Source organism: Draconibacterium orientale (assembly GCF_900111425.1).
In the GTDB taxonomy this organism is placed as follows: Bacteria; Bacteroidota; Bacteroidia; order Bacteroidales; family Prolixibacteraceae; genus Draconibacterium; species Draconibacterium orientale.
In genome coordinates this window covers 20,462-38,761 of the sequence record NZ_FOHT01000024.1, presented here as the reverse complement: position 1 = coordinate 38,761, position 18,300 = coordinate 20,462, and the positions used below count along the sequence as shown (strand labels likewise).

Genomic DNA, 18,300 nt, shown 5'->3' with positions numbered 1-18,300 from the left:
AATTTGACGCAAAATGTGGTTGAAAACCTATTGACTCACCTTGATTATGCCTTCAACACAATCGTCCCTTTATGCAAGAAGATAAGGAGTGAGGGAGATTCAGTTGAATATCGTTTTTCTTTCAGCCCTTTTGATAATTTCAGAACATATAAATATTTTTTTACGTCGGAGGGCTTAAACTAAAGTTTATGAACAGAAAGTTTGTCCCGACGGTGTTTAAACGAACTTTTAAGCCGCGAAAGTTCGTCCCGAAGCGTTTAAACTAAAGTTTAAGGCGTGAAATTTTGTCCCGGCAGTGCTTAAGCAAAAGTTTAAAGGTAAAACGGAAGCCCGAACGCGTTTAAACAAAAGTTTAAGGCCTCAACGGAAGGCCGGAGGCATTTAAACAAACTTTTAAGCCTCGGAAATGTTTTTTGCTTTAAACTTTCCGAAAATATATTTGGCAATTTTTTCCTTAAAAATTTAACTCACCTCTTTTCTGTCTTTCCCTTTGCAGCAGGAGACGATTGGCTTCAAAAAGTTAGGAGGAATTAGAAATTCTGATTGGATTATTTTTTGAAATATGAGGGTGTCGTCCTTCCTTGGATGCAGGGAAGGAAAAGAGGATGGGTATATTTTTATTGTATGAGTTGGCAATAAAAAAGTCCATGATTTTAAAACCATGGACTTTCTTCTATCGTTGATATGACTTATTTATTCTGCTTTTTTCGGTAGAAATACCACATCTACAACATCGGCATCGGTATAAAATGCTTTTGCGAATTCTTGAATTTGAGAAGTAGTTAAACCGTCTAAAATATCATCGAAATTTTCTGCGGCATCAGGATTAAAGCCGTGGTAATAGTCGTTATAAAGCGCATTCATCCAGTAATTGTTGTGCTCTTTAGCTTGTGCACGGTCTTTTTTCATGTTCAATATAACCTTATCCAGATCTTCCTGCGTTGGGCCATCGGTAACAATTTTGTCAATCTCGCGGAAGATAATCGATTTCAGATGATCGGCTTTTTCCGGGTCGGTATCAAAATTGATTTGCAAGGTTTTGCGTTCGTATGGGTATTGGTTCGATGATGATCCAACGCCAACTCCGTACGTACCTCCTTCTTTTTCACGTACTTCTTCGGTATAACGTAAACGAAGAATGGCATTTAGCACTTCCAGCTCAACATTGCTTTGTGGAGTGTAAGCCATTTCTTTGCGAACTAGAATGTTAACTGTTCCTTTTTCGGTTTGTAAAGGCACCTCAATTTTCTTTTCGGTGGTTCCTTTTGGCATTCTTACTTTGTGGTCAACCCACTGCTCTTCGCCCGGAAGGTCTTTTAACGAACCGATGTATTTAACGGCCATTTCTTTTGCTACAGCCTCATCGATATTACCAACAATAAAGAAGGTGAAATCGCCCGCATCTTTAAAACGGTCGGTATAAAGTTGTTCCATTTGAGCAAAATCAATTTCATCGAACATGGATGCCGACATTAGTTTAGTGCGCTCGTTGTAGTTGGTTGCAATTAACGAAAGTGAGTCGCTCATAATCTTTTGTGGATTATTGGCCATGTTTTGCAAGAATGCTACGTAGCGGCTTTTTAATGCTTCATAAGCTTCTTTATCGAAACGCGGATTGCTGAATTGCAGGTAAAGCAACTGCATCATTGTCTCAAAATCTTTTGGCGTACTGCTGCCGTTAAATCCTTCGGTAAGATCTCCCAGGCTGGTAGCTACTGCTGCCGTTTTCCCGGTTAATACTTTGCGTAAGGCAATGGCATCGAAATCGCCAACACCAAACGAACCAATAAACTGAGGAAGCATTGCGGCAGCCTGAAGATCGTTGGTACCCAGCAGTGAGTTTCCTCCCGGACTGTAAGCACGCAGTGAAACTTCATCTTTTTCGTAATCGGCATGTTTAAACACCACGGTGGCATTATTGCTCAGTCTCCATTCTACGGCGTCAAGGTCTTCCAGTTTTTTTGTTGAAACAACTTCAGCTCCCGGCAATTCATCTTCAACCAGCGATGCAGCTTCAGCTGTATCTTCATACGGATCGATAGTTGAATTTTCAACCTCGGCCAAAATCGCAAAAGCTTCGTCCTGGGTAAGGTGTTTTACGTCGCTGTTTGGCCCCGTGATTACGATTACACGGTTTTTGTCAACGAACATATCGGTGGCCATCTTGTTTACATCGGCCAGCGTAATGGTTTCCAGAATTGCCTGCCCGAATTGCCAGTCGAATTCGGCATCGGTAACCGGTTCGCCTTCCAGAAAATAGTCTTGAATGCCTCGTACATATTGATCGTTACTGATTTTATCGCGTTGTTTATAGGCACTTTCCATTGAGGTAAGCAGGTTTACTTTGGCGCGGTTCAATTCGCCCTCGGTAAAACCATGGCGAACGATTCGTTGCGCTTCGGTGTAAATTGCTTTCAGGCCTTCGTCTTCTTTATTAGGGTTGGCTGTGGCCGAAATAAACGCTGCATCGTAACCTCTCACAAAACCTCCAACCTGAACACCTCCGGAAATAAAAGGAGGATTTCCTTTTTGTAGCAGTTCCGAAATACGTTCGCCGCTCATTTGATTCAGAAGAGTCTCGATATAATCTTCGCGCAGGTAACCAATGTTTTTGTCTTCGCGCGGAGTAGCTTTGTGTTTAATATAAATTGAAATGCTTGAGTTGGTAGCTTCTTCGTCGGTTGCCAAAACAAACTTTGTTTCATCGTGCTCCGGAATTTCAAATTGCGGACGTGGTTGCGGATTCTCAACGGCAGGAATCTTCGAGAATAACTCTTTTACTTTTACTTCTACCTGGTCAACATCGATATCGCCAACAATGGCAATGGCCTGCAAATCGGTACGGTACCAGTCGTGGTAAAAACTGCGTAAAGTTTCGGGCTCGAAGTTTTTAATAATGTCCAAATCGCCAATTATATCGCGTTCGGCCCATTTCGATCCTTCAAAAACAACAGGAAACCACTGGTTGCGCATTCTGAAACTTGCGTTGCGTCGTGTTCTCCACTCTTCGGAAATAACACCGCGTTCCAGGTCGATTTCTTCCTCGGTTAGCAACAGGTAGTTCGACCAGTCGTTAAGCACCAAAAGGCACGAGTCGATCAATCCTTCGCGGGTAGCAGGTACATCGCTCAGGTTATAAACCGTTTCGTTAAATGCCGTGTACGCGTTAATGTTACGACCAAAAGCCACGCCGTTTTTTTCCAGGTAATCCAGGAATCCTTTTCCCGGATAATGCTCGGTGCCGTTAAAGGCCATGTGCTCGAGAAAGTGCGCCAGGCCGTTTTGGTTGTCGTTTTCAAGCAGGGCACCTACATTTTGTATCATGTAAAAACTTACCCGTTCTTTTGGCTCCTGGTTGTGACGGATAAAATAGGTCATTCCGTTTTCCAGTTTCCCGGTTCTAATGGCGGGATCAACCGGAACTGCTTGTTTGAGCATGTCTTGTGCCGACACAAAAAATGGGGCAATTACTAAAAATGCCAGCATTGATAAAACAAATTTCTTCATATTTTCTTTTTTGTAGTTCGTTGATGAACTGTGTTTGAATTTAAGTATTACTATGTGAGTATAGTATTAACAGCTGAAATTACAGAAAGGATGAAAATAGTAATTATTTTTTTGTTTTTGTACTTTTAGAGAATTGAAACGGAGAAGTTGATGAATGGATTGAACGCCGAATTTAAACCACAGCGAAAATGGAAAACGAGAAACTTATTTTTTGGAACGTTGATACGCAGATAGATTTTGTAGAACCCCAGGGGAAATTATATGTTGAAGGGGCTGAAAAGATAAAACCTTTGTGGCAAAAAATCACTGCTTTTGCCAAACAGAAAAATATACGGGTGGTAAACACGGCTGATTACCATTATCCGGAATCGGCAGAGCTTGCTGATGAACCGGACTTTGTAAATACCTTTCCGCAGCATTGTATGGCCAACACTCTGGGAGCAGAATATGTTGCTGAAACGCAACCTGAAAATGCAGTAGAGTTTGACTGGGACAAAGACTATGATGCTTTTGATGCCGTTGAATCAGTAAGAAATATTGTTATTCGGAAAGATGCTTTTGATGTATTTGCCGGAAATCCTTATACCGATAATATTTTGCAGATGTTCAGTCCCGAAACCGTTGTGGTTTATGGGGTAACAACCAATGTTTGTGTAAACGATGCAGTTGTTGGTTTATCGAAAAGGGTAAAGCGTGTTATTGTTTTGCAGGATGCAATAAAGGAACTACCGAACATTCCTTTGCCTTTTGACGAGTGGGAAAAACTGGGCGTTGAAATGATAGCTTTCGAGGATTTAGCAGCTAAACTTTAAACTGTCATTTCGAAGGAGGAACGACTGAGAAATCTGTCTGATAAAAAAGATACAGATTTCTCACTTTGTTCGAAATGACAATAAAAAAGAGCCGCTTCTCGAAAAAAAAACGGCTCTTTCTCAGTTAACTAAAACTGTGTGCAATATTTTTATTTCTTGCAGTCTTTACAAGCGTTGTAAATACCGTCGAATAATTCTTTTACGTCGGAAGCAGCTACTGCCGCGAAGGCCACTCGTAATACGTTACCCAAAGCAATTACTCCGATTCCGTATTTTGTAATCAGTAACTGGCGAACTTCGTCTCCAACCAAACCTTCTGCCAACTGAACACACATAAAATAGCCCGAGTTGTATGGAATAGCTTCAAAACACTCTTTGTATTTTTCTTCGGTTAAAGCTTTTTTTACCGCATCGTAACGTTTTTGCATAATGTGGTATTTTGCTTCTTTTTGCTGTGCATATTCTTCACTTTCGAAAGCCGAAAGCAGTAACGATTGCGAAATATTGGCTGCGTTGGAAATGTTTCCACGAATGGCTCCGGCTGTTTTCGATTCCAGTGCGCTGTATAATTCGGCATCGCCACCTTTAATTCCGTAGGTGATGAATCCAACGCGGAATCCCCAAACGTAATCTTCTTTTGTCGCACCATCAACTTTTACGGCCAACACATTTTCGTGTAACTGGCTCAATGGTGCGAAAATACTTTCGGTAGCAATTCCTTCTTCGTAAACCAAACCGAAGTAAGCATCGTCGGTAATGGTAACAATTTTATTACCGGCATCAGCAGCTTTTTTTATGACGGCAACAATGGCATCCTGCTCTTCAACGGTTGGTGTATAGCCCGATGGATTATTCGGGAAATTCAGAATAACTATTTTTTTACCGATTCCACCTTCGTTTAATTTGGTTTCAAACGATTCCAAATCGAAACCTCCATCTTTAAAAAGGTTGAATTTGCCCAGCGAACAACCGTAAGCATTGGTAAGCGTCAGGTTGTAGTTTCCCCAGAAAAGGTCGGGAACAATAATTTCGTCTTGAGCATCGGCAAACATATAACCTGCCATGCTTATACCATGCGTAAGAGCGTTGGTAACTACCGGCAAACTCAGTTCAACTCCGGCAATTGACGGGTTTTTCTCGTAGATCATGCTTTTCCATTTTGCCCTGATATCGGGGCGGCCAAAACTTGGTGCATACGGAAAAACCAGCGATGGATCCATATTGATCTTTGAAGCCACAGCTTCCAGGCGCATAGGTGTTCCGTCGTCCTCAATTGCGGCTCCAATGGTTGCATTAATCTTTGTTCCTTTAGCTTCAGCTGTTTGTCCCAGAATTCCTTTTTTAGGGAAGAAAATATTCTTTCCTCTTTCAGAAAGCAGTTCAAAAACGGGTGTGCTTTTTGCTTGAATTACGCTGTTAAGTTCAGCAGCCTGTGGATTCATAATCAATAATATTTGTCTGTTATAATTTTGGTGCAAGATAGGAAAACCCTTAGTGAAATACGTAGTTTTTTTAACAAGTTGAATTGATTTTTTATAAATAGCTAACATTTTGAAAGTGCAGGCTTGGGGAATATTTGGAATATGTAGGAACTAGTAGCTTAACGAAACTATACCGAACGTACGGCGCCAACAACGATAAAAAAGCCAAGTAAAGCCACCAAACCTGCCAGAACGGTGAATAAACGATATTGTTTTTTATTCAGCCAGTCGAGTACCAAAGCCACCAGTGCCAATACGGCCGAACCAATAAAGCTCAGGTAGGCGGGCAAAAGCTGTGCTTCAATGGGTGCTTCATTAATAATTTCGTCGTTTAATTCTTCGTGCATTATCTCTTCGGGAGTTAAAAGTTGTCCGGGGGCAAGGTAGTCGCCCAGAAAAACATATACCGAAAACAAGCCCAAAGCAATAAACGCTGCCAGGCCAACTAAGCGAAAGGCTTTTTTGTTTTCAACCCAGCCGTAAATTATGCCAAACAATGCGGCGAAAACGATCCACTGAGGAAAGGTGTAAAGAAATACTTCTGTCATTGATTATTAAATTAGCGGAAACAAAGGTTAAAATTTTTCTTAAATGTAAAAAGCCTTTCGTGCTAACAAGTAGTAAAACCTTATTTTCGCCTGAAATAATTGGAAAACAATGCAAAAATTAGAAATAGATCCGAAAGCAAAAGGTTTAATATTTGATTTAGACGGCACACTGGCTGATACTATGCCCGTACATTTTGTTGCTTACCAGAAAATCCTTAAAAAGTATGGTATTGATTATTCAGCAAAAATGTTTTTGGCACTGGCAGGTGTTCCGGTTGTGGAAACCATTATTAAAATTAACGAGGTTTATGGTTCGTCGCTCGATCCGGAGCAAGTGGGGAATGAAAAGGAGGCCGAATACGAACGTATGATGCACAAGGTTAAACCAATTAATCCGGTAATTGATTTGGTAAAACAATACCACGGAAAGCTGCCAATTGCAGTGGGAACCGGCGGTTATACCCGCCTTTCGTGGAAAACACTGGAAATTGTCGGGTTAAAAGATTATATCGAAATTCTGGTTTCTGCCAACGATGTGCAAAACCCAAAACCACACCCCGAAACATTTTTACGTTGCGCCGAACAGATGGGCGTAAAACCCGAAGACTGCCAGGTTTTTGAGGACGGCGAGCCGGGAATGCAAGCCGCACATGCCGCCGGAATGATGGCCACACTGGTAACCGATTATTACGATGTTTTTAAAGCATAACAAATTGTGATGGCCACGAAGCAATTCACCTTCCGACAAAATAATTGTGTGCAAAAATCGGGAGAAAGAATATGCCGGTCGTTTTTTTACGACTAAATTTGGAGGGAATAATACTTAAAAAGGCGCATGGATTTTAACGTAGTATCAGATTATAAACCTACCGGAGACCAGCCCGAGGCGATAAAGCAACTTGTTGAAGGAATTGAGAACGGAGAGCGTTTTCAAACCTTGCTTGGGGTAACCGGCTCGGGAAAAACCTTTACTATGGCCAACGTAATAAAAGAGGTGCAGCGCCCCACTTTGTTGTTGAGCCATAACAAAACGCTGGCGGCCCAGTTGTATAGCGAAATGAAACAGTTTTTCCCGAATAACGCTGTGGAATATTTTGTTTCGTATTACGATTATTACCAGCCCGAAGCCTATTTGCCCACTACCGGTACTTATATCGAAAAAGACTTATCGATTAACAAAGACATTGAAAAACTCCGGCTGAGTGCCACTTCGGCTTTACTGTCGGGAAGGCGCGATGTAGTGGTCGTTTCGTCGGTTTCCTGTTTGTACGGAATTGGTAACCCAAAGGATTTTCACGAAAATGTAACTAAAATTAAAATGGGCGACGAAGTGTCGCGCAATGGGTTGTTGTATCAGTTTGTAGAGGCCATGTACAACAGGAGTGAGGTGGAGTTTGAACGAGGTAATTTCAGGGTGAAAGGCGACACCGTTGATATTTTTCCGGCCTATGCCGATGTGGCTTACCGCATAACATTTTGGGGCGATGAGATTGAAGAATTGTCAAGTTTTGATCCTGAAGACGGACTTACAATCGAAACGCTGGATGAGATTGTTATTTACCCGGCCAATATTTTCGTTACCACAAAAGACAGCATGAAAACGGCCATTCATCAAATTCAGGATGATTTGGTGAAGCAGGTGGCGTTTTTTAAAGAAATTGGCAAACCACTGGAGGCAAAACGCCTGTTGGAACGTACTGAATACGATATGGAAATGATGCGGGAACTGGGCTATTGCCCGGGAGTGGAGAACTACTCGCGTTATTTCGACGGGCGCGCACCCGGAACAAGGCCATTCTGTTTGATGGATTATTTCCCCGATGATTTTCTGGTGGTAATCGACGAAAGCCATGTTACCATTCCTCAAATACGAGCCATGTATGGCGGCGATAATTCGAGGAAAGTAAATTTGGTGGAATACGGTTTTCGTTTGCCTGCAGCCATTGATAACCGCCCGCTAAAATTTGAAGAATTTGAGCAGCTGGTAAACCAGGTGGTGTATGTAAGTGCTACACCTGCCGACTACGAGCTGACAAAAAGCGAAGGTGTTGTGGTGGAGCAGATCATTCGGCCAACAGGTTTGCTGGATCCGATAATTGATGTGCGGCCAAGTACCAATCAGATTGATGATTTGCTGCACGAAATTCATGTCCGGATAGATAAAAACGAGCGGGTATTGGTTACTACGCTCACCAAAAGAATGGCCGAAGAACTGTCGAAATACCTGGTGAATATGGGCGTTAAAACCCGCTACATTCACTCCGATGTTGATACGATGGAACGTATTGAAATAATGGAGCAGCTGCGAAAAGGGGAGTTTGATGTACTGGTGGGGATTAACCTGCTGCGTGAAGGACTGGATTTGCCCGAAGTTTCGTTGGTTGCGATTTTGGATGCGGATAAGGAAGGCTTTTTGCGTTCTGAACGATCGCTGACACAGACAGCAGGACGTGCTGCGCGTAACCTGAACGGCATGGTAATTATGTATGCCGATAAAGTTACCGACTCTATGCAAAAGACCATCGACTCGACCAACTACCGCCGCGAAAAACAATTGAAGTACAACGAAGAAAATAACATTGTACCAAAAGCGATTGTAAAACCAACGCGCGAAATTATTGGCTACGAGTACCGGAGCGGCAAAACTCAGGAATACGAAGGAGGAATGGGACAGCTCGATATTGCTGCCGACCCGGTGGTGCAGTACATGAGTGTTGAAGGTCTGGAAAAAGCAGTTGAGAAAACCAAAAAACAAATGCAGGCATCAGCTAAGGACCTTGACTTTATTGAGGCTGCCCGTTTACGCGACGAGATGTTTGCCTTGCAGGCATTAATTCAGGAGCGTAAACAAGGAAAAACGAAGAAGTAAAGCAAGTTCCTGGTTATGAGTTACGAGCTGCGAATTACGAATATCCAGTATCCAGTATCCAGTATCCAGTATCCAGAATCCAGAATCTAGTATCCAGTATCCAGAATGCGGTATCTATGAATAAAGTTCATATTTTCAATTTTTAAATGGCGAGCAAAGGTGCAGAAATAGCATGTTCTTTAAAAAAGTGTATTTTTGCCGCAAAATTGTGAGGGATGGAGTTTTCATTTTCAAAATTGATGAGCGACGTTAAGCTGGTACTTGTAAATCCGAATGGATTTTGGGTGGAGCAAAAAGAAACTGCCGATAGTAAAAGATTGTGGCTGACTTACCTGTTGCCGATAGCATTGGCCGGAGCAGTTGCTGTTTTTATTGGCGAGTTTTTTAAACGCACCGACTTTTTTATCCAGTTCCCCTTGTTAAAAGCTGCACGCGAGGTTTCACTTTTTGTTTTGCAATACTTTATCAGTGTGTTTTTTACCAAAGAGCTGATGAAGACTTTTGGCGCAGAAAAGAATATTGAACTGGCGCGTAAACTGGTTGTCTATTCTATGACTCCGATGCTTTTGGTTTCGGTAATTACCGGATTGTTCCCGTTTTTATACGTGGTTGATATTTTTGGAATTTACAGCTTTTACCTGTTTTGGATTGGTGCAAAAGAGTTGCTAACTTTTCCTGAAAATAAGGAGCACAGTTATATTATTCTTACAATTGTGGTTAACTTTTTTATTTTTAGTTTTTTAAGTGTATTCTTGTCGAAAGTGCTACTGATTTTTTAATATAAACACCGGAAATATGTCACATAAGCCACAACAAAATATTAGCATAAAGAACCGTAAAGCCTCGTTTAATTATGAACTTATCGAGCGTTTTGTGGCCGGACTTAAGTTGGTTGGAACCGAGATAAAATCTATCCGCAACGGGAAAGTAAATCTCACCGATGCCTACTGTACGCTTATCCGGGGTGAGATGTATGTGATCAATTTACACATTGCCGAATACGAACTGGGTACCATTAATAATCATATTGCCAAGCGCGACCGAAAATTATTGCTGAATAAAAAGGAAATTGAAAAGCTGGATAAAAAGGTAAAAGAATCGGGACTTACAATTGTTCCTATAAAACTGTTTGTTAACGACCGTGGCCTGGCAAAACTCGAGATTGCACTGGCGCGTGGTAAAAAAACATACGATAAGCGCGAAACTTTAAAAAGCAAAGATGCTAAACGCGACATCGACCGGGCAATGAAGTTTTAGCTTTCGAGAATCCAAAATCAAGTATCCAGCTGCGAGCCACTAGCTACAAGTATCATTCAGCATCCAGTATCCAAACAATTTGTCAGTTTCCAATCTTTCAAAAAAAGAGTTAACCACAAAGTTGCCCAAAGGAGGCACAGAGTTTCACAAAGTCGTTGCTCATTTAAGCATTAAAGCATTAACGCATTTCAATCCTTCAATCCCTCAGTCCATCGCGAGGCAAAAGTAAAAAGTAAAAAGGCAAAAGTAGCCACTAGTTTCTGGTTACTAGCCGCGTGTTCTCATTAAAGCATTTAAGCATTATTGCATTCAAGCATTTCAATCCCTCAATCCCTCACTTAAAAGAGTTAACCACAAAGTTGCACAAAGGATGCACTGAGTTTCACAAAGTCGTTGCTCATTTAAGCATTAAAGCATTAAAGCATTTCAATCCTTCAATCCTTCAGTCCCTCACTCCTAAACGCTTTCCAGATTCTCAAAAGGAATTATCTTATCGCCTTTGTATTTTAACAGCAGGTTGGCAACGGCCATTGTATCTTTTTCGCAGTATTTTACAATGCGGTCGATATCTTTTTCTTCCCAGTAAACTTTTGCCACCTGGCTGCCGTCGATGTCATCTTTTGGCGTTGGAATATTGAATAATTCGCACAACAGGGATAACGATGTGTAATGTTTGTAATCGCCAAATTTCCAGAGTTGCAAGGTGTCTATCAGAATATCTTTTACTTCCCATGGTTTTGCACCGGCAATGTCGAGTACTTTCGGAAGCGTTAAATTGTTCACCAAAGCTCTTCTCGAAATGTAAGGGAAATCAAATTCCTGACCGTTATGCGCACAAAGCCGGCGTTTACCGGCGCGTGCAAAGCTATCCAATGCATTAAAGAAATTCTGGATCAGCTTTTTCTCGTCGTCATCATAAAACGATTTTACCCGAAAATAGGGTTCGCCTTTTTTCTGAACAACGTAACCGGCCGAAATACAGGCAATCTTACCAAACTCGGCATAAATTCCTGCGCGCTCGTATAGCTCGTGCGGTAATTTGCCATCGTTAATCTGGAACTGCATTTTGCGCTCCCACAGTTGTTGCCATTTTTCGTTTAGCACAGTATATTCCGGTGCCAGCGGAACCGTTTCAATATCAAGAAAAAGAATCTCTTCGATGTTTAAATTTTTAAGCATCAGGTTTTGTTTAAAGTTTGTAGTATGTGGTTGGTTAATATCTGGATGGCAATTTTGTTATTTCCACCCTGTGGTACAATAATATCGGCGTAACGTTTTGTTGGCTCTATAAACTGGATGTGGCTTGGGCGAACTGTTTGTTTGTAGCGTTTAAGTACCTGTTCAACATCGCGGCCACGCTCCTGAATGTCGCGCTGTATTACGCGTGTCAGCCGAACATCCGAGTCGCAATCAACATAAACTTTTATGTCCATTAAGTTGCGTAGTTCAGCATTTGTCAGGCATAAAATCCCCTCAATTATTAATACTTGTTTGGGCTCAACAATATTTGTTGCTTCTTGCCTGGTGCAGCTGATAAAGGAATAAACCGGTTCTTTAATCGATAAACCTTGTTTTAGCTTTTTTACATGATCGATCATCAGATCGAACTCAATGGAGTCGGGGTGGTCGAAGTTTTTTTGCCTCCGTTCTTCCAGCGAAAGGTGGCTGTTGTCGTAGTAATACGAGTCGTGCGAAAGTATTGCCACTTCGTTATCGCAGAACTTTTCTCTGATTTTTTTTACAACTGTAGTTTTTCCCGAACCGGTGCCACCTGCAATGCCAATTACCAGCATATTCTTCTATTTATTTGTTAAATGATAATTGAAGATTAAAATTAAACGCTAAGAAAACACTATTTTCGCAGCCAGAAAAGCACAAGTTACAAAAAATAGACAGCAATGATTAATCACGTCGTTCTTTTTAAATTGAAGGATTATCCGGCCGAAGAGAAATTGGCAATAATTGCCGAACTAAAAGCTATGCTTTTAGGTTTAAAAGATAAAATTGCCGAACTGAAGCATATTGAGGTGGGCGAAAATTACGAGTTAAACTCAAAAAGTTACGATATGGCCTTGCTTTCGCATTTCGAAAGTGTTGCAGATCTGGATGTTTACCGCGTGCATCCCGAGCATTTAAAAGTGGTAAAACGTATTGGCGAAACCACTGAAGCACGCGCTGCTGTTGACTTTAACTTTTAATTTTAGTATTTAAAGATAATCCGAAGGAATTATGAGTAATCTGTATCCCATAAAATTCAACCCAATTTTTCACGAGAAAATCTGGGGTGGAAACCGAATGAGAACCATCCTTAACAAAGATTTTGGCAACCTGCCCAATTGTGGCGAAAGCTGGGAGCTCTCGGGTGTTAACGGAAATATTTCGGTGGTAAGTAATGGCTTTTTGGCCGGCAACGACCTGAACGAGTTGATTGAAATATACATGGGAGATTTGGTAGGCGACAAGGTTTATGAAAAGTTTGGAAACGAATTTCCGCTGCTCATTAAATTTATCGACGCGCAAGACGATCTTTCCATTCAGGTTCATCCCAACGATAAATTGTCGAAAGAGCGACACAATGCCTACGGTAAAACCGAAATGTGGTATGTGGCCGGAGCCGAAAAAGGAGCACTCATTAATTCGGGATTTAACCAGGAAGTAGATCGCGAAAAATACCTGGAATATATCAACTCGGGCAAATTAACCGATTTGCTGCATTACGATGAGGCCGAAGTGGGCGATGTTTTCTTTATTCCGGCAGGGCGTGTTCATGCCATTGGTAAAGGCTGTTTGGTAGCCGAAATTCAGCAAACATCGGATGTAACATATCGTATTTTCGATTACAACCGCAAAGACGATAAAGGAAACGAACGCGAATTACATACCGATCTGGCATTGGATGCCATCGATTTTTCGTATTCGAGGCAGTATAAAACAGATTACAAAACCGAGGAAAACAAAGCGGTAGAAATTGTAAGCTGCCCATATTTCACTACAAATATCATCGAATTCAACAAAGAGCAGGATAAAGATTACAACCAGCTCGATTCGTTTGTTATTTATATGACGTTGGAAGGCGATTTTGAAATTATTACCGAAGGCGGATCAGAAACAGTGGCGATGGGAGAGACCGTTCTTTTACCGGCCAGCCTCGAGTCGGTTCAGTTGAAGCCAAAAAGCGAATCGGTAAAAATCCTCGAGGTTTATATCAAATAGAAGAATATTTCTTAACTTAAGAAATCATTCAAAAAAAACACCTTTTATGGAGATAAAAGAAGCTCAGTTTGTGATGAGCAATACTGCAGTTGACAAATGTCCGGCACCCGATCGGCCGGAGTACGCTTTTATAGGCCGGTCGAATGTGGGCAAGTCATCGTTAATAAATATGCTTACCAACAAAAGATCGTTGGCAAAAATTTCAGGCAAGCCCGGAAAAACGAGGTTGATCAATCATTTTCTTATCAATAAAGAATGGTACCTGGTTGATTTGCCCGGCTACGGTTATGCGCAGGTACCAAAAGCCGAGCGCCTGAAATGGGAGAAAATGCTCAAAAATTATATCCTGAAACGGGAAAATCTGTATTGCCTGTTTGTATTGATCGACTCGCGCCACGAGGCACAAAAAGTGGATATTGAATTTATGGAATGGCTGGGCATTAGCGAAATTCCTTTCAATATAATTTTTACCAAAACCGATAAGCTGAAGCCTCAGGAGCTGGAAAACAATTTGAAAGCCTACGAGGAAAAGATGTTTGAAATATGGGAAACAATGCCCGGGTATTTTATATCATCGGCTGAAAAGGGACTTGGAAAAGACGAAATTCTGGGATTGATAGACGAGGTGAATAAAGCCCACTAGATTTTCGTTGAACTGAACAAACTAAATAAGCGTACTATTATTTTAGAAACATGTAAAGTTGTTAACTTTGCTCAATCTTTACTATTTAAAGAAATCATGATGGCGAAACAAAAAGTAATGATGAATTTTACTTCTGAAATGAGGTCATACAAGCCCGCCATATCTACTCCAACACAATTTGTTGAAACAAAAAATCATTAAATAAATGGAGATGAAAACTCACCCACTGAAAATTTTTACCGGACGAGCAACCCGACATTTAACTGAAAAAATTTGCGATAGTCTGGACGTTGATTTGGGGCATTCGTCGTGCCCGGTTTTTGCCGACGGCGAATTTGAACCCTGCTACGAAGAGACGATTCGTGGCTCGCATATTTTTATCGTGCAGTCGACACCACCAACTGCCGATAACCTGTTGGAGCTGTTGTTAATGGTTGATGCCGCAAAACGTGCAAGTGCCTACAAGGTAATTGCAGTAGTGCCTTATTTTGGTTATGCGCGCCAGGACCGTAAAGACAAACCAAGGGTTTCTATCGGTGCAAAACTGGTGGCCGACTTGCTTACCGTTTCCGGAGTCGACAGGCTGATTACAATGGATTTGCATGCCGACCAGATTCAGGGATTTTTTAATGTACCGGTAGATCATTTATACGCATCAACGCTTTTTGTTCCGTTTATCGAAAAAATGGGCCTTGATAATGTAATTATCGCATCGCCGGATGTGGGGGGTACAAAGCGTGCCAATACCTATGCAAAAATGTTGAACACCGGTATCGTAATTTGTCACAAAACAAGGGCACGCCCGAACGAAGTGGGGAATATGACTGTTATTGGTGAAGTTGAAAACAAAGATGTGATTATTGTTGACGACATGATCGACACTGCAGGAACAATTACCAAAGCAGCCAACCTGATGAAGAAAAAAGGTGCCAGAAGCGTTCGTGCTTTTGCAGCACACGGAGTACTGTCGGGGCCGGCCCTGGAACGAATTGAAAAATCGGAGCTGGAAGAAGTGTATTTTACCGATTCGATTAAACCAAAAACAGGCTGCGATAAAATTAAATACATCTCTACCGCCGAGGCTTTTGGAGAAGCTATTCGCAGGGTTTATAAAAATCAGTCAATAAGTTCGTTATATTACAAATAATTTCTATTTTTGCACCGCTTTTTCCATAAGCAGACGCATTAATGATGTGTATGCTGTTTGCCCGACCCACAGGAAGGGAGGACTGAGTACCATATTTATTAACGTAAATTATTTAAAATGAAATCAGTAGTAGTTAAAGGAGAATTAAGAAGTTCTCTTGGAAAGAAAGACGCAAAAAAACTTCGTGCAGAAGAGAAAGCTCCTGCAGTATTGTACGGTGGCGATCAGCCAATTCACTTCGCAGTTTCTTTTGCCGAGTTAAGACAATTGGTTTATACACCAAGCGTATATCTTATCGACCTTGACATTGACGGTACTGTGCATAAAGCAATTATGCAAGACATTCAGTGGCATCCGGTTGAGGAGTTGGTACTTCACGTTGATTTTCTTGAAATTAAAGATGACAAACCAGTAAAAATTAACATTCCTGTTAAAATTGAAGGTTTTGCGAAAGGTTTAAGAAAAGGTGGTAAATTAAACAGCACTCTGCGTCGTTTGAGCGTAAGAGCATTAGCTGCCAACTTGCCTGATACGATCAATATTGATGTTACAAAACTTGATATCGGCCAAAGTATTAAAGTGGCTGACCTGGATATTCCTGGAATCGAGCTGTTAGATCCTAAATCGAACGTAATCGTTGGTGTTGGTATTACAAGGGCTGCAAGATCGGCTGCCGGTGCAATGGTTGACGACGAAGAAGAAGAATCAGCAGAAGGAGCAGAAGCTTCAGAAGCATCAGAAGAATAAATTATATTCAAGTGAAACACGTCTTGTTTAGTCAAGGCGAATCATCTGAAATAAAACGAAAAACAGATGAAGTACTTAATTGCCGGACTCGGTAATATAGGACCAGAATATAAAAATACTCGCCATAATATTGGCTTTCAAATATTGGACGCACTCGCTGAGGCGTCCAATATTAGTTTTAACGATAAGCGTTACGGTTTTGTGGCTGAATATAAGTTCAAAGGCCGAACGTTTATTTTGTTAAAGCCAACCACCTACATGAACCTGAGTGGGCGGGCAGTAAGTTACTGGTTACAAAAAGAGAAGATCGATATAAAAAACATGCTGGTGCTGGTTGATGATCTGGCACTGCCTTTTGGTACGCTGCGAGTGCGCGCAAAAGGCGGAGCCGGCGGCCACAACGGGCTCGAAAACATTAACCAGGTACTGGGACGAAACGATTATGCCCGTTTGCGTTTTGGTATTGGCGACGATTTCCATAAAGGCCACCAGGTAAACTACGTGTTAGGCGAGTGGTCGAAAGATGAGCAAAAAGAATTGCCCTTTAAAATCGACGATTCCATTGAAATAATAAAAAACTTCGGAACAATTGGAGTCGAACGAACAATGAATTTTCATAACAAAAAATAAATGGCTGAAGGAGTTCGCATAGATAAATGGTTGTGGGCCGTGCGGATTTTTAAAACCCGCAGTCAGGCTACTGAAGCTTGTAAAAAAGGCCATGTAACAATTGGTGATTCGGTAATAAAAGCCTCGCGCGAAGTACATGTGGGCGAGGTAATAAAGGTGCGAAAATCGCCCATTACCAAAAGTTTTAAAGTGCTGGCACTTTCGGGAAAAAGAATGGGAGCCAAACTGGTTACCGATTTTGCTGAGGATGTAACGCCGCCCGAGGAAATAGAATTGCTCGAGATGCAAAAAAACATGCGCTGGAGTGTTCGTGAAAAAGGCACCGGACGACCAACTAAAAAGGATCGCCGCGATTTGGATGACTTTTTTGAGTGGTAAGGGGTTGAAGGACTGAAGGATTGAAGGGATGATACTCGATAATTGATTCTGGATATTGGATATTGGATATTGGATATTGGATTCTTGATACTTGGTACTTGATACTTGCACTTGCAACTGATTTTCACAACTTTTGCCTTTTTACTTTTGCCTTTTACCTTTTAGTTAAATCATCGAAACATAAAACAAAAAGAAATGCTTGTAGCAAAACAAAAACGAAAAGAGAATATAGCCGAATACATCCTGTATTTGTATCAGATTGAAGACATGATCAGAGCTTTTAAACTGGATATGAAGCTTATTGAGGAGCGTTTGGTAGCCAATTACAAAGCCGACGATAAAACAAAAGCAGCCATTACCGACTGGTATGCCAATTTGGTGCTGATGATGGATAAAGAGAAGATCAGGGAGAAAGGGCATTTTCAGTTTCTTACCAACCTGGTTTCGGATGTAAACGATTTCCATTTAAAGCTTATGGAAACCTCGAAAGACGGTATGTATGTGCAAACCTACAAAACTGTTGCGGGGCTGGTTTCGGAGCTGAAAGAGAAAAACCCGGAGGCCAAAAACGATGTTGACCTGGGAATTACCGCTGTTTATGGTTTTCTGCTGCTTAAAATGCAACAAAAAGATATTTCAATTGATACGCTGGAAGCCATAAAACGCATCAGTAAATGGCTGGGTGATCTGTCGAAATTATACCGCGATTTCGAAAACGGCGATTTCGATTTCTAAACAAGCTTTTCGTTCATTCCCCCGACACATAGTAGCCAATCTCTTTTGATTTTCAGATACTCCTGCTATAAAAACAGGGCTGCGAGCCAGTAAAAATGCCTTGCGAGTATAAAATATAAGCTCGCGAGGTACAAATAATAGCGTGCGAGCAATAAATAAACACATGCGAGCTGCAATAAAACGGTAGCGAGCTATACTCGCACGGTAATATTATTAGCTCGCACACTTGTATTTATGGCTCGCATGGCGATAATAATAGCTCGCGCCTTAATATTTAAAGCTCGCATTATATTTTTATCTACTCGCAGGGTAATAATAGATGCAGGGAAGGAG

General features: G+C 41.4%; 18 protein-coding genes. 13 read left to right on the top strand and 5 right to left on the bottom strand.

All coding sequences use genetic code 11. The features are described from left to right. Positions 1-693: 693 nt before the first annotated feature. Positions 694-3,507 carry a M16 family metallopeptidase gene (locus BMW53_RS13535; protein ID WP_038559693.1) on the bottom strand — a complete coding sequence of 938 codons (2,814 nt, stop codon included), beginning with the start codon at positions 3,505-3,507 and terminating at the stop codon, positions 694-696. A gap of 188 nt (positions 3,508-3,695) precedes the next feature. Between BMW53_RS13535 and BMW53_RS13530 the strand changes: the two genes are divergently transcribed. Continuing rightward, positions 3,696-4,319: a cysteine hydrolase family protein gene (locus tag BMW53_RS13530; RefSeq protein WP_051567880.1), complete on the top strand. Its 624-nt coding sequence runs from the start codon at positions 3,696-3,698 to the stop codon at positions 4,317-4,319. 149 nt (positions 4,320-4,468) lie between these two features. Here the strand turns inward: BMW53_RS13530 and BMW53_RS13525 are convergent, their stop codons facing one another. Both BMW53_RS13525 and BMW53_RS13520 read right to left on the bottom strand, forming a co-directional pair. Further along, positions 4,469-5,761, bottom strand: a complete 1,293-nt coding sequence (locus tag BMW53_RS13525) for an aminotransferase class I/II-fold pyridoxal phosphate-dependent enzyme (RefSeq protein WP_038559697.1) — start codon at positions 5,759-5,761, stop codon at positions 4,469-4,471. 167 nt (positions 5,762-5,928) lie between these two features. Then, positions 5,929-6,348, bottom strand: a complete 420-nt coding sequence (locus BMW53_RS13520; RefSeq protein WP_038559700.1) for a hypothetical protein — start codon at positions 6,346-6,348, stop codon at positions 5,929-5,931. 109 nt (positions 6,349-6,457) lie between these two features. Here BMW53_RS13520 and BMW53_RS13515 point away from each other — a divergent pair, with 109 nt between their 5' ends. The 4 genes from BMW53_RS13515 (at position 6,458) to smpB (ending at position 10,474) form a co-directional block, all read left to right on the top strand. Next, positions 6,458-7,057 carry an HAD family hydrolase gene (locus BMW53_RS13515; protein ID WP_038559703.1) on the top strand — a complete coding sequence of 200 codons (600 nt, stop codon included), beginning with the start codon at positions 6,458-6,460 and terminating at the stop codon, positions 7,055-7,057. A 126-nt stretch (positions 7,058-7,183) separates the two neighbouring features. Further along, positions 7,184-9,217, top strand: a complete 2,034-nt coding sequence (gene uvrB / locus BMW53_RS13510; protein WP_074780788.1) for an excinuclease ABC subunit UvrB — start codon at positions 7,184-7,186, stop codon at positions 9,215-9,217. A 215-nt stretch (positions 9,218-9,432) separates the two neighbouring features. Beyond that, complete coding sequence (locus BMW53_RS13505; protein WP_051567881.1) at positions 9,433-9,996, top strand: Yip1 family protein; 564 nt, start codon at positions 9,433-9,435, stop codon at positions 9,994-9,996. A gap of 16 nt (positions 9,997-10,012) precedes the next feature. Beyond that, a complete protein-coding gene (smpB, locus tag BMW53_RS13500) occupies positions 10,013-10,474 on the top strand; it encodes an SsrA-binding protein SmpB (RefSeq protein WP_038559706.1) in 462 nt (153 codons plus the stop codon). Between the two features lie 456 nt (positions 10,475-10,930). On the opposite strand, the gene BMW53_RS13495 is transcribed toward smpB, so the two are convergent. Together BMW53_RS13495 and udk are read right to left on the bottom strand one after the other, a co-directional pair. Further along, complete coding sequence (locus tag BMW53_RS13495) at positions 10,931-11,653, bottom strand: 3'-5' exonuclease (protein ID WP_038559709.1); 723 nt, start codon at positions 11,651-11,653, stop codon at positions 10,931-10,933. Next, a complete protein-coding gene (udk, locus tag BMW53_RS13490) occupies positions 11,653-12,267 on the bottom strand; it encodes a uridine kinase (RefSeq protein WP_038559712.1) in 615 nt (204 codons plus the stop codon). The genes BMW53_RS13495 and udk overlap by 1 nt, the downstream gene beginning before the upstream one ends. Before the next feature lie 105 nt (positions 12,268-12,372). Between udk and BMW53_RS13485 the strand changes: the two genes are divergently transcribed. The 8 genes from BMW53_RS13485 (at position 12,373) to BMW53_RS13450 (ending at position 17,967) form a co-directional block, all read left to right on the top strand. Continuing rightward, positions 12,373-12,672 carry a Dabb family protein gene (locus tag BMW53_RS13485; protein ID WP_038559715.1) on the top strand — a complete coding sequence of 100 codons (300 nt, stop codon included), beginning with the start codon at positions 12,373-12,375 and terminating at the stop codon, positions 12,670-12,672. 31 nt (positions 12,673-12,703) lie between these two features. Further along, positions 12,704-13,687, top strand: coding sequence for a type I phosphomannose isomerase catalytic subunit (locus tag BMW53_RS13480; protein WP_038559718.1), 984 nt, complete (start codon positions 12,704-12,706; stop codon positions 13,685-13,687). Positions 13,688-13,733: 46 nt separating this feature from the next. Further along, positions 13,734-14,330 (top strand): ribosome biogenesis GTP-binding protein YihA/YsxC, encoded by a 597-nt coding sequence (yihA, locus tag BMW53_RS13475; protein ID WP_038559721.1) that lies wholly within the window; start codon positions 13,734-13,736, stop codon positions 14,328-14,330. Between the two features lie 211 nt (positions 14,331-14,541). Further along, the gene (locus tag BMW53_RS13470; protein WP_245749046.1) at positions 14,542-15,477 is read left to right on the top strand and encodes a ribose-phosphate pyrophosphokinase; all 936 of its coding nucleotides are present in this window, start codon (positions 14,542-14,544) and stop codon (positions 15,475-15,477) included. A 117-nt stretch (positions 15,478-15,594) separates the two neighbouring features. Next, entirely contained in the window at positions 15,595-16,224 is a 630-nt protein-coding gene (locus BMW53_RS13465; RefSeq protein ID WP_038559728.1) for a 50S ribosomal protein L25/general stress protein Ctc, read from the top strand. A gap of 66 nt (positions 16,225-16,290) precedes the next feature. Then, positions 16,291-16,854, top strand: coding sequence for an aminoacyl-tRNA hydrolase (gene pth, locus BMW53_RS13460; protein WP_038559730.1), 564 nt, complete (start codon positions 16,291-16,293; stop codon positions 16,852-16,854). Beyond that, on the top strand, positions 16,855-17,232 hold the full coding sequence (locus tag BMW53_RS13455; protein WP_038559734.1) for an Hsp15 family ribosome-associated heat shock protein: 378 nt from the start codon (positions 16,855-16,857) through the stop codon (positions 17,230-17,232). It begins immediately after the preceding gene. Positions 17,233-17,427: 195 nt separating this feature from the next. Then, positions 17,428-17,967, top strand: coding sequence for a DUF4924 family protein (locus BMW53_RS13450; RefSeq protein WP_038559737.1), 540 nt, complete (start codon positions 17,428-17,430; stop codon positions 17,965-17,967). The last annotated feature ends 333 nt before the right edge of the window (positions 17,968-18,300 follow it).

Coding starts and splice junctions, on each gene's coding strand:
- BMW53_RS13535 (WP_038559693.1), bottom strand. CDS start 3,507: ATGAAGAAATTTGTTTTATCAATGCTGGCATTTTTAGTAATTGCCCCA.
- BMW53_RS13530 (WP_051567880.1), top strand. CDS start 3,696: ATGGAAAACGAGAAACTTATTTTTTGGAACGTTGATACGCAGATAGAT.
- BMW53_RS13525 (WP_038559697.1), bottom strand. CDS start 5,761: ATGAATCCACAGGCTGCTGAACTTAACAGCGTAATTCAAGCAAAAAGC.
- BMW53_RS13520 (WP_038559700.1), bottom strand. CDS start 6,348: ATGACAGAAGTATTTCTTTACACCTTTCCTCAGTGGATCGTTTTCGCC.
- BMW53_RS13515 (WP_038559703.1), top strand. CDS start 6,458: ATGCAAAAATTAGAAATAGATCCGAAAGCAAAAGGTTTAATATTTGAT.
- uvrB (WP_074780788.1), top strand. CDS start 7,184: ATGGATTTTAACGTAGTATCAGATTATAAACCTACCGGAGACCAGCCC.
- BMW53_RS13505 (WP_051567881.1), top strand. CDS start 9,433: ATGGAGTTTTCATTTTCAAAATTGATGAGCGACGTTAAGCTGGTACTT.
- smpB (WP_038559706.1), top strand. CDS start 10,013: ATGTCACATAAGCCACAACAAAATATTAGCATAAAGAACCGTAAAGCC.
- BMW53_RS13495 (WP_038559709.1), bottom strand. CDS start 11,653: ATGCTTAAAAATTTAAACATCGAAGAGATTCTTTTTCTTGATATTGAA.
- udk (WP_038559712.1), bottom strand. CDS start 12,267: ATGCTGGTAATTGGCATTGCAGGTGGCACCGGTTCGGGAAAAACTACA.
- BMW53_RS13485 (WP_038559715.1), top strand. CDS start 12,373: ATGATTAATCACGTCGTTCTTTTTAAATTGAAGGATTATCCGGCCGAA.
- BMW53_RS13480 (WP_038559718.1), top strand. CDS start 12,704: ATGAGTAATCTGTATCCCATAAAATTCAACCCAATTTTTCACGAGAAA.
- yihA (WP_038559721.1), top strand. CDS start 13,734: ATGGAGATAAAAGAAGCTCAGTTTGTGATGAGCAATACTGCAGTTGAC.
- BMW53_RS13470 (WP_245749046.1), top strand. CDS start 14,542: ATGAAAACTCACCCACTGAAAATTTTTACCGGACGAGCAACCCGACAT.
- BMW53_RS13465 (WP_038559728.1), top strand. CDS start 15,595: ATGAAATCAGTAGTAGTTAAAGGAGAATTAAGAAGTTCTCTTGGAAAG.
- pth (WP_038559730.1), top strand. CDS start 16,291: ATGAAGTACTTAATTGCCGGACTCGGTAATATAGGACCAGAATATAAA.
- BMW53_RS13455 (WP_038559734.1), top strand. CDS start 16,855: ATGGCTGAAGGAGTTCGCATAGATAAATGGTTGTGGGCCGTGCGGATT.
- BMW53_RS13450 (WP_038559737.1), top strand. CDS start 17,428: ATGCTTGTAGCAAAACAAAAACGAAAAGAGAATATAGCCGAATACATC.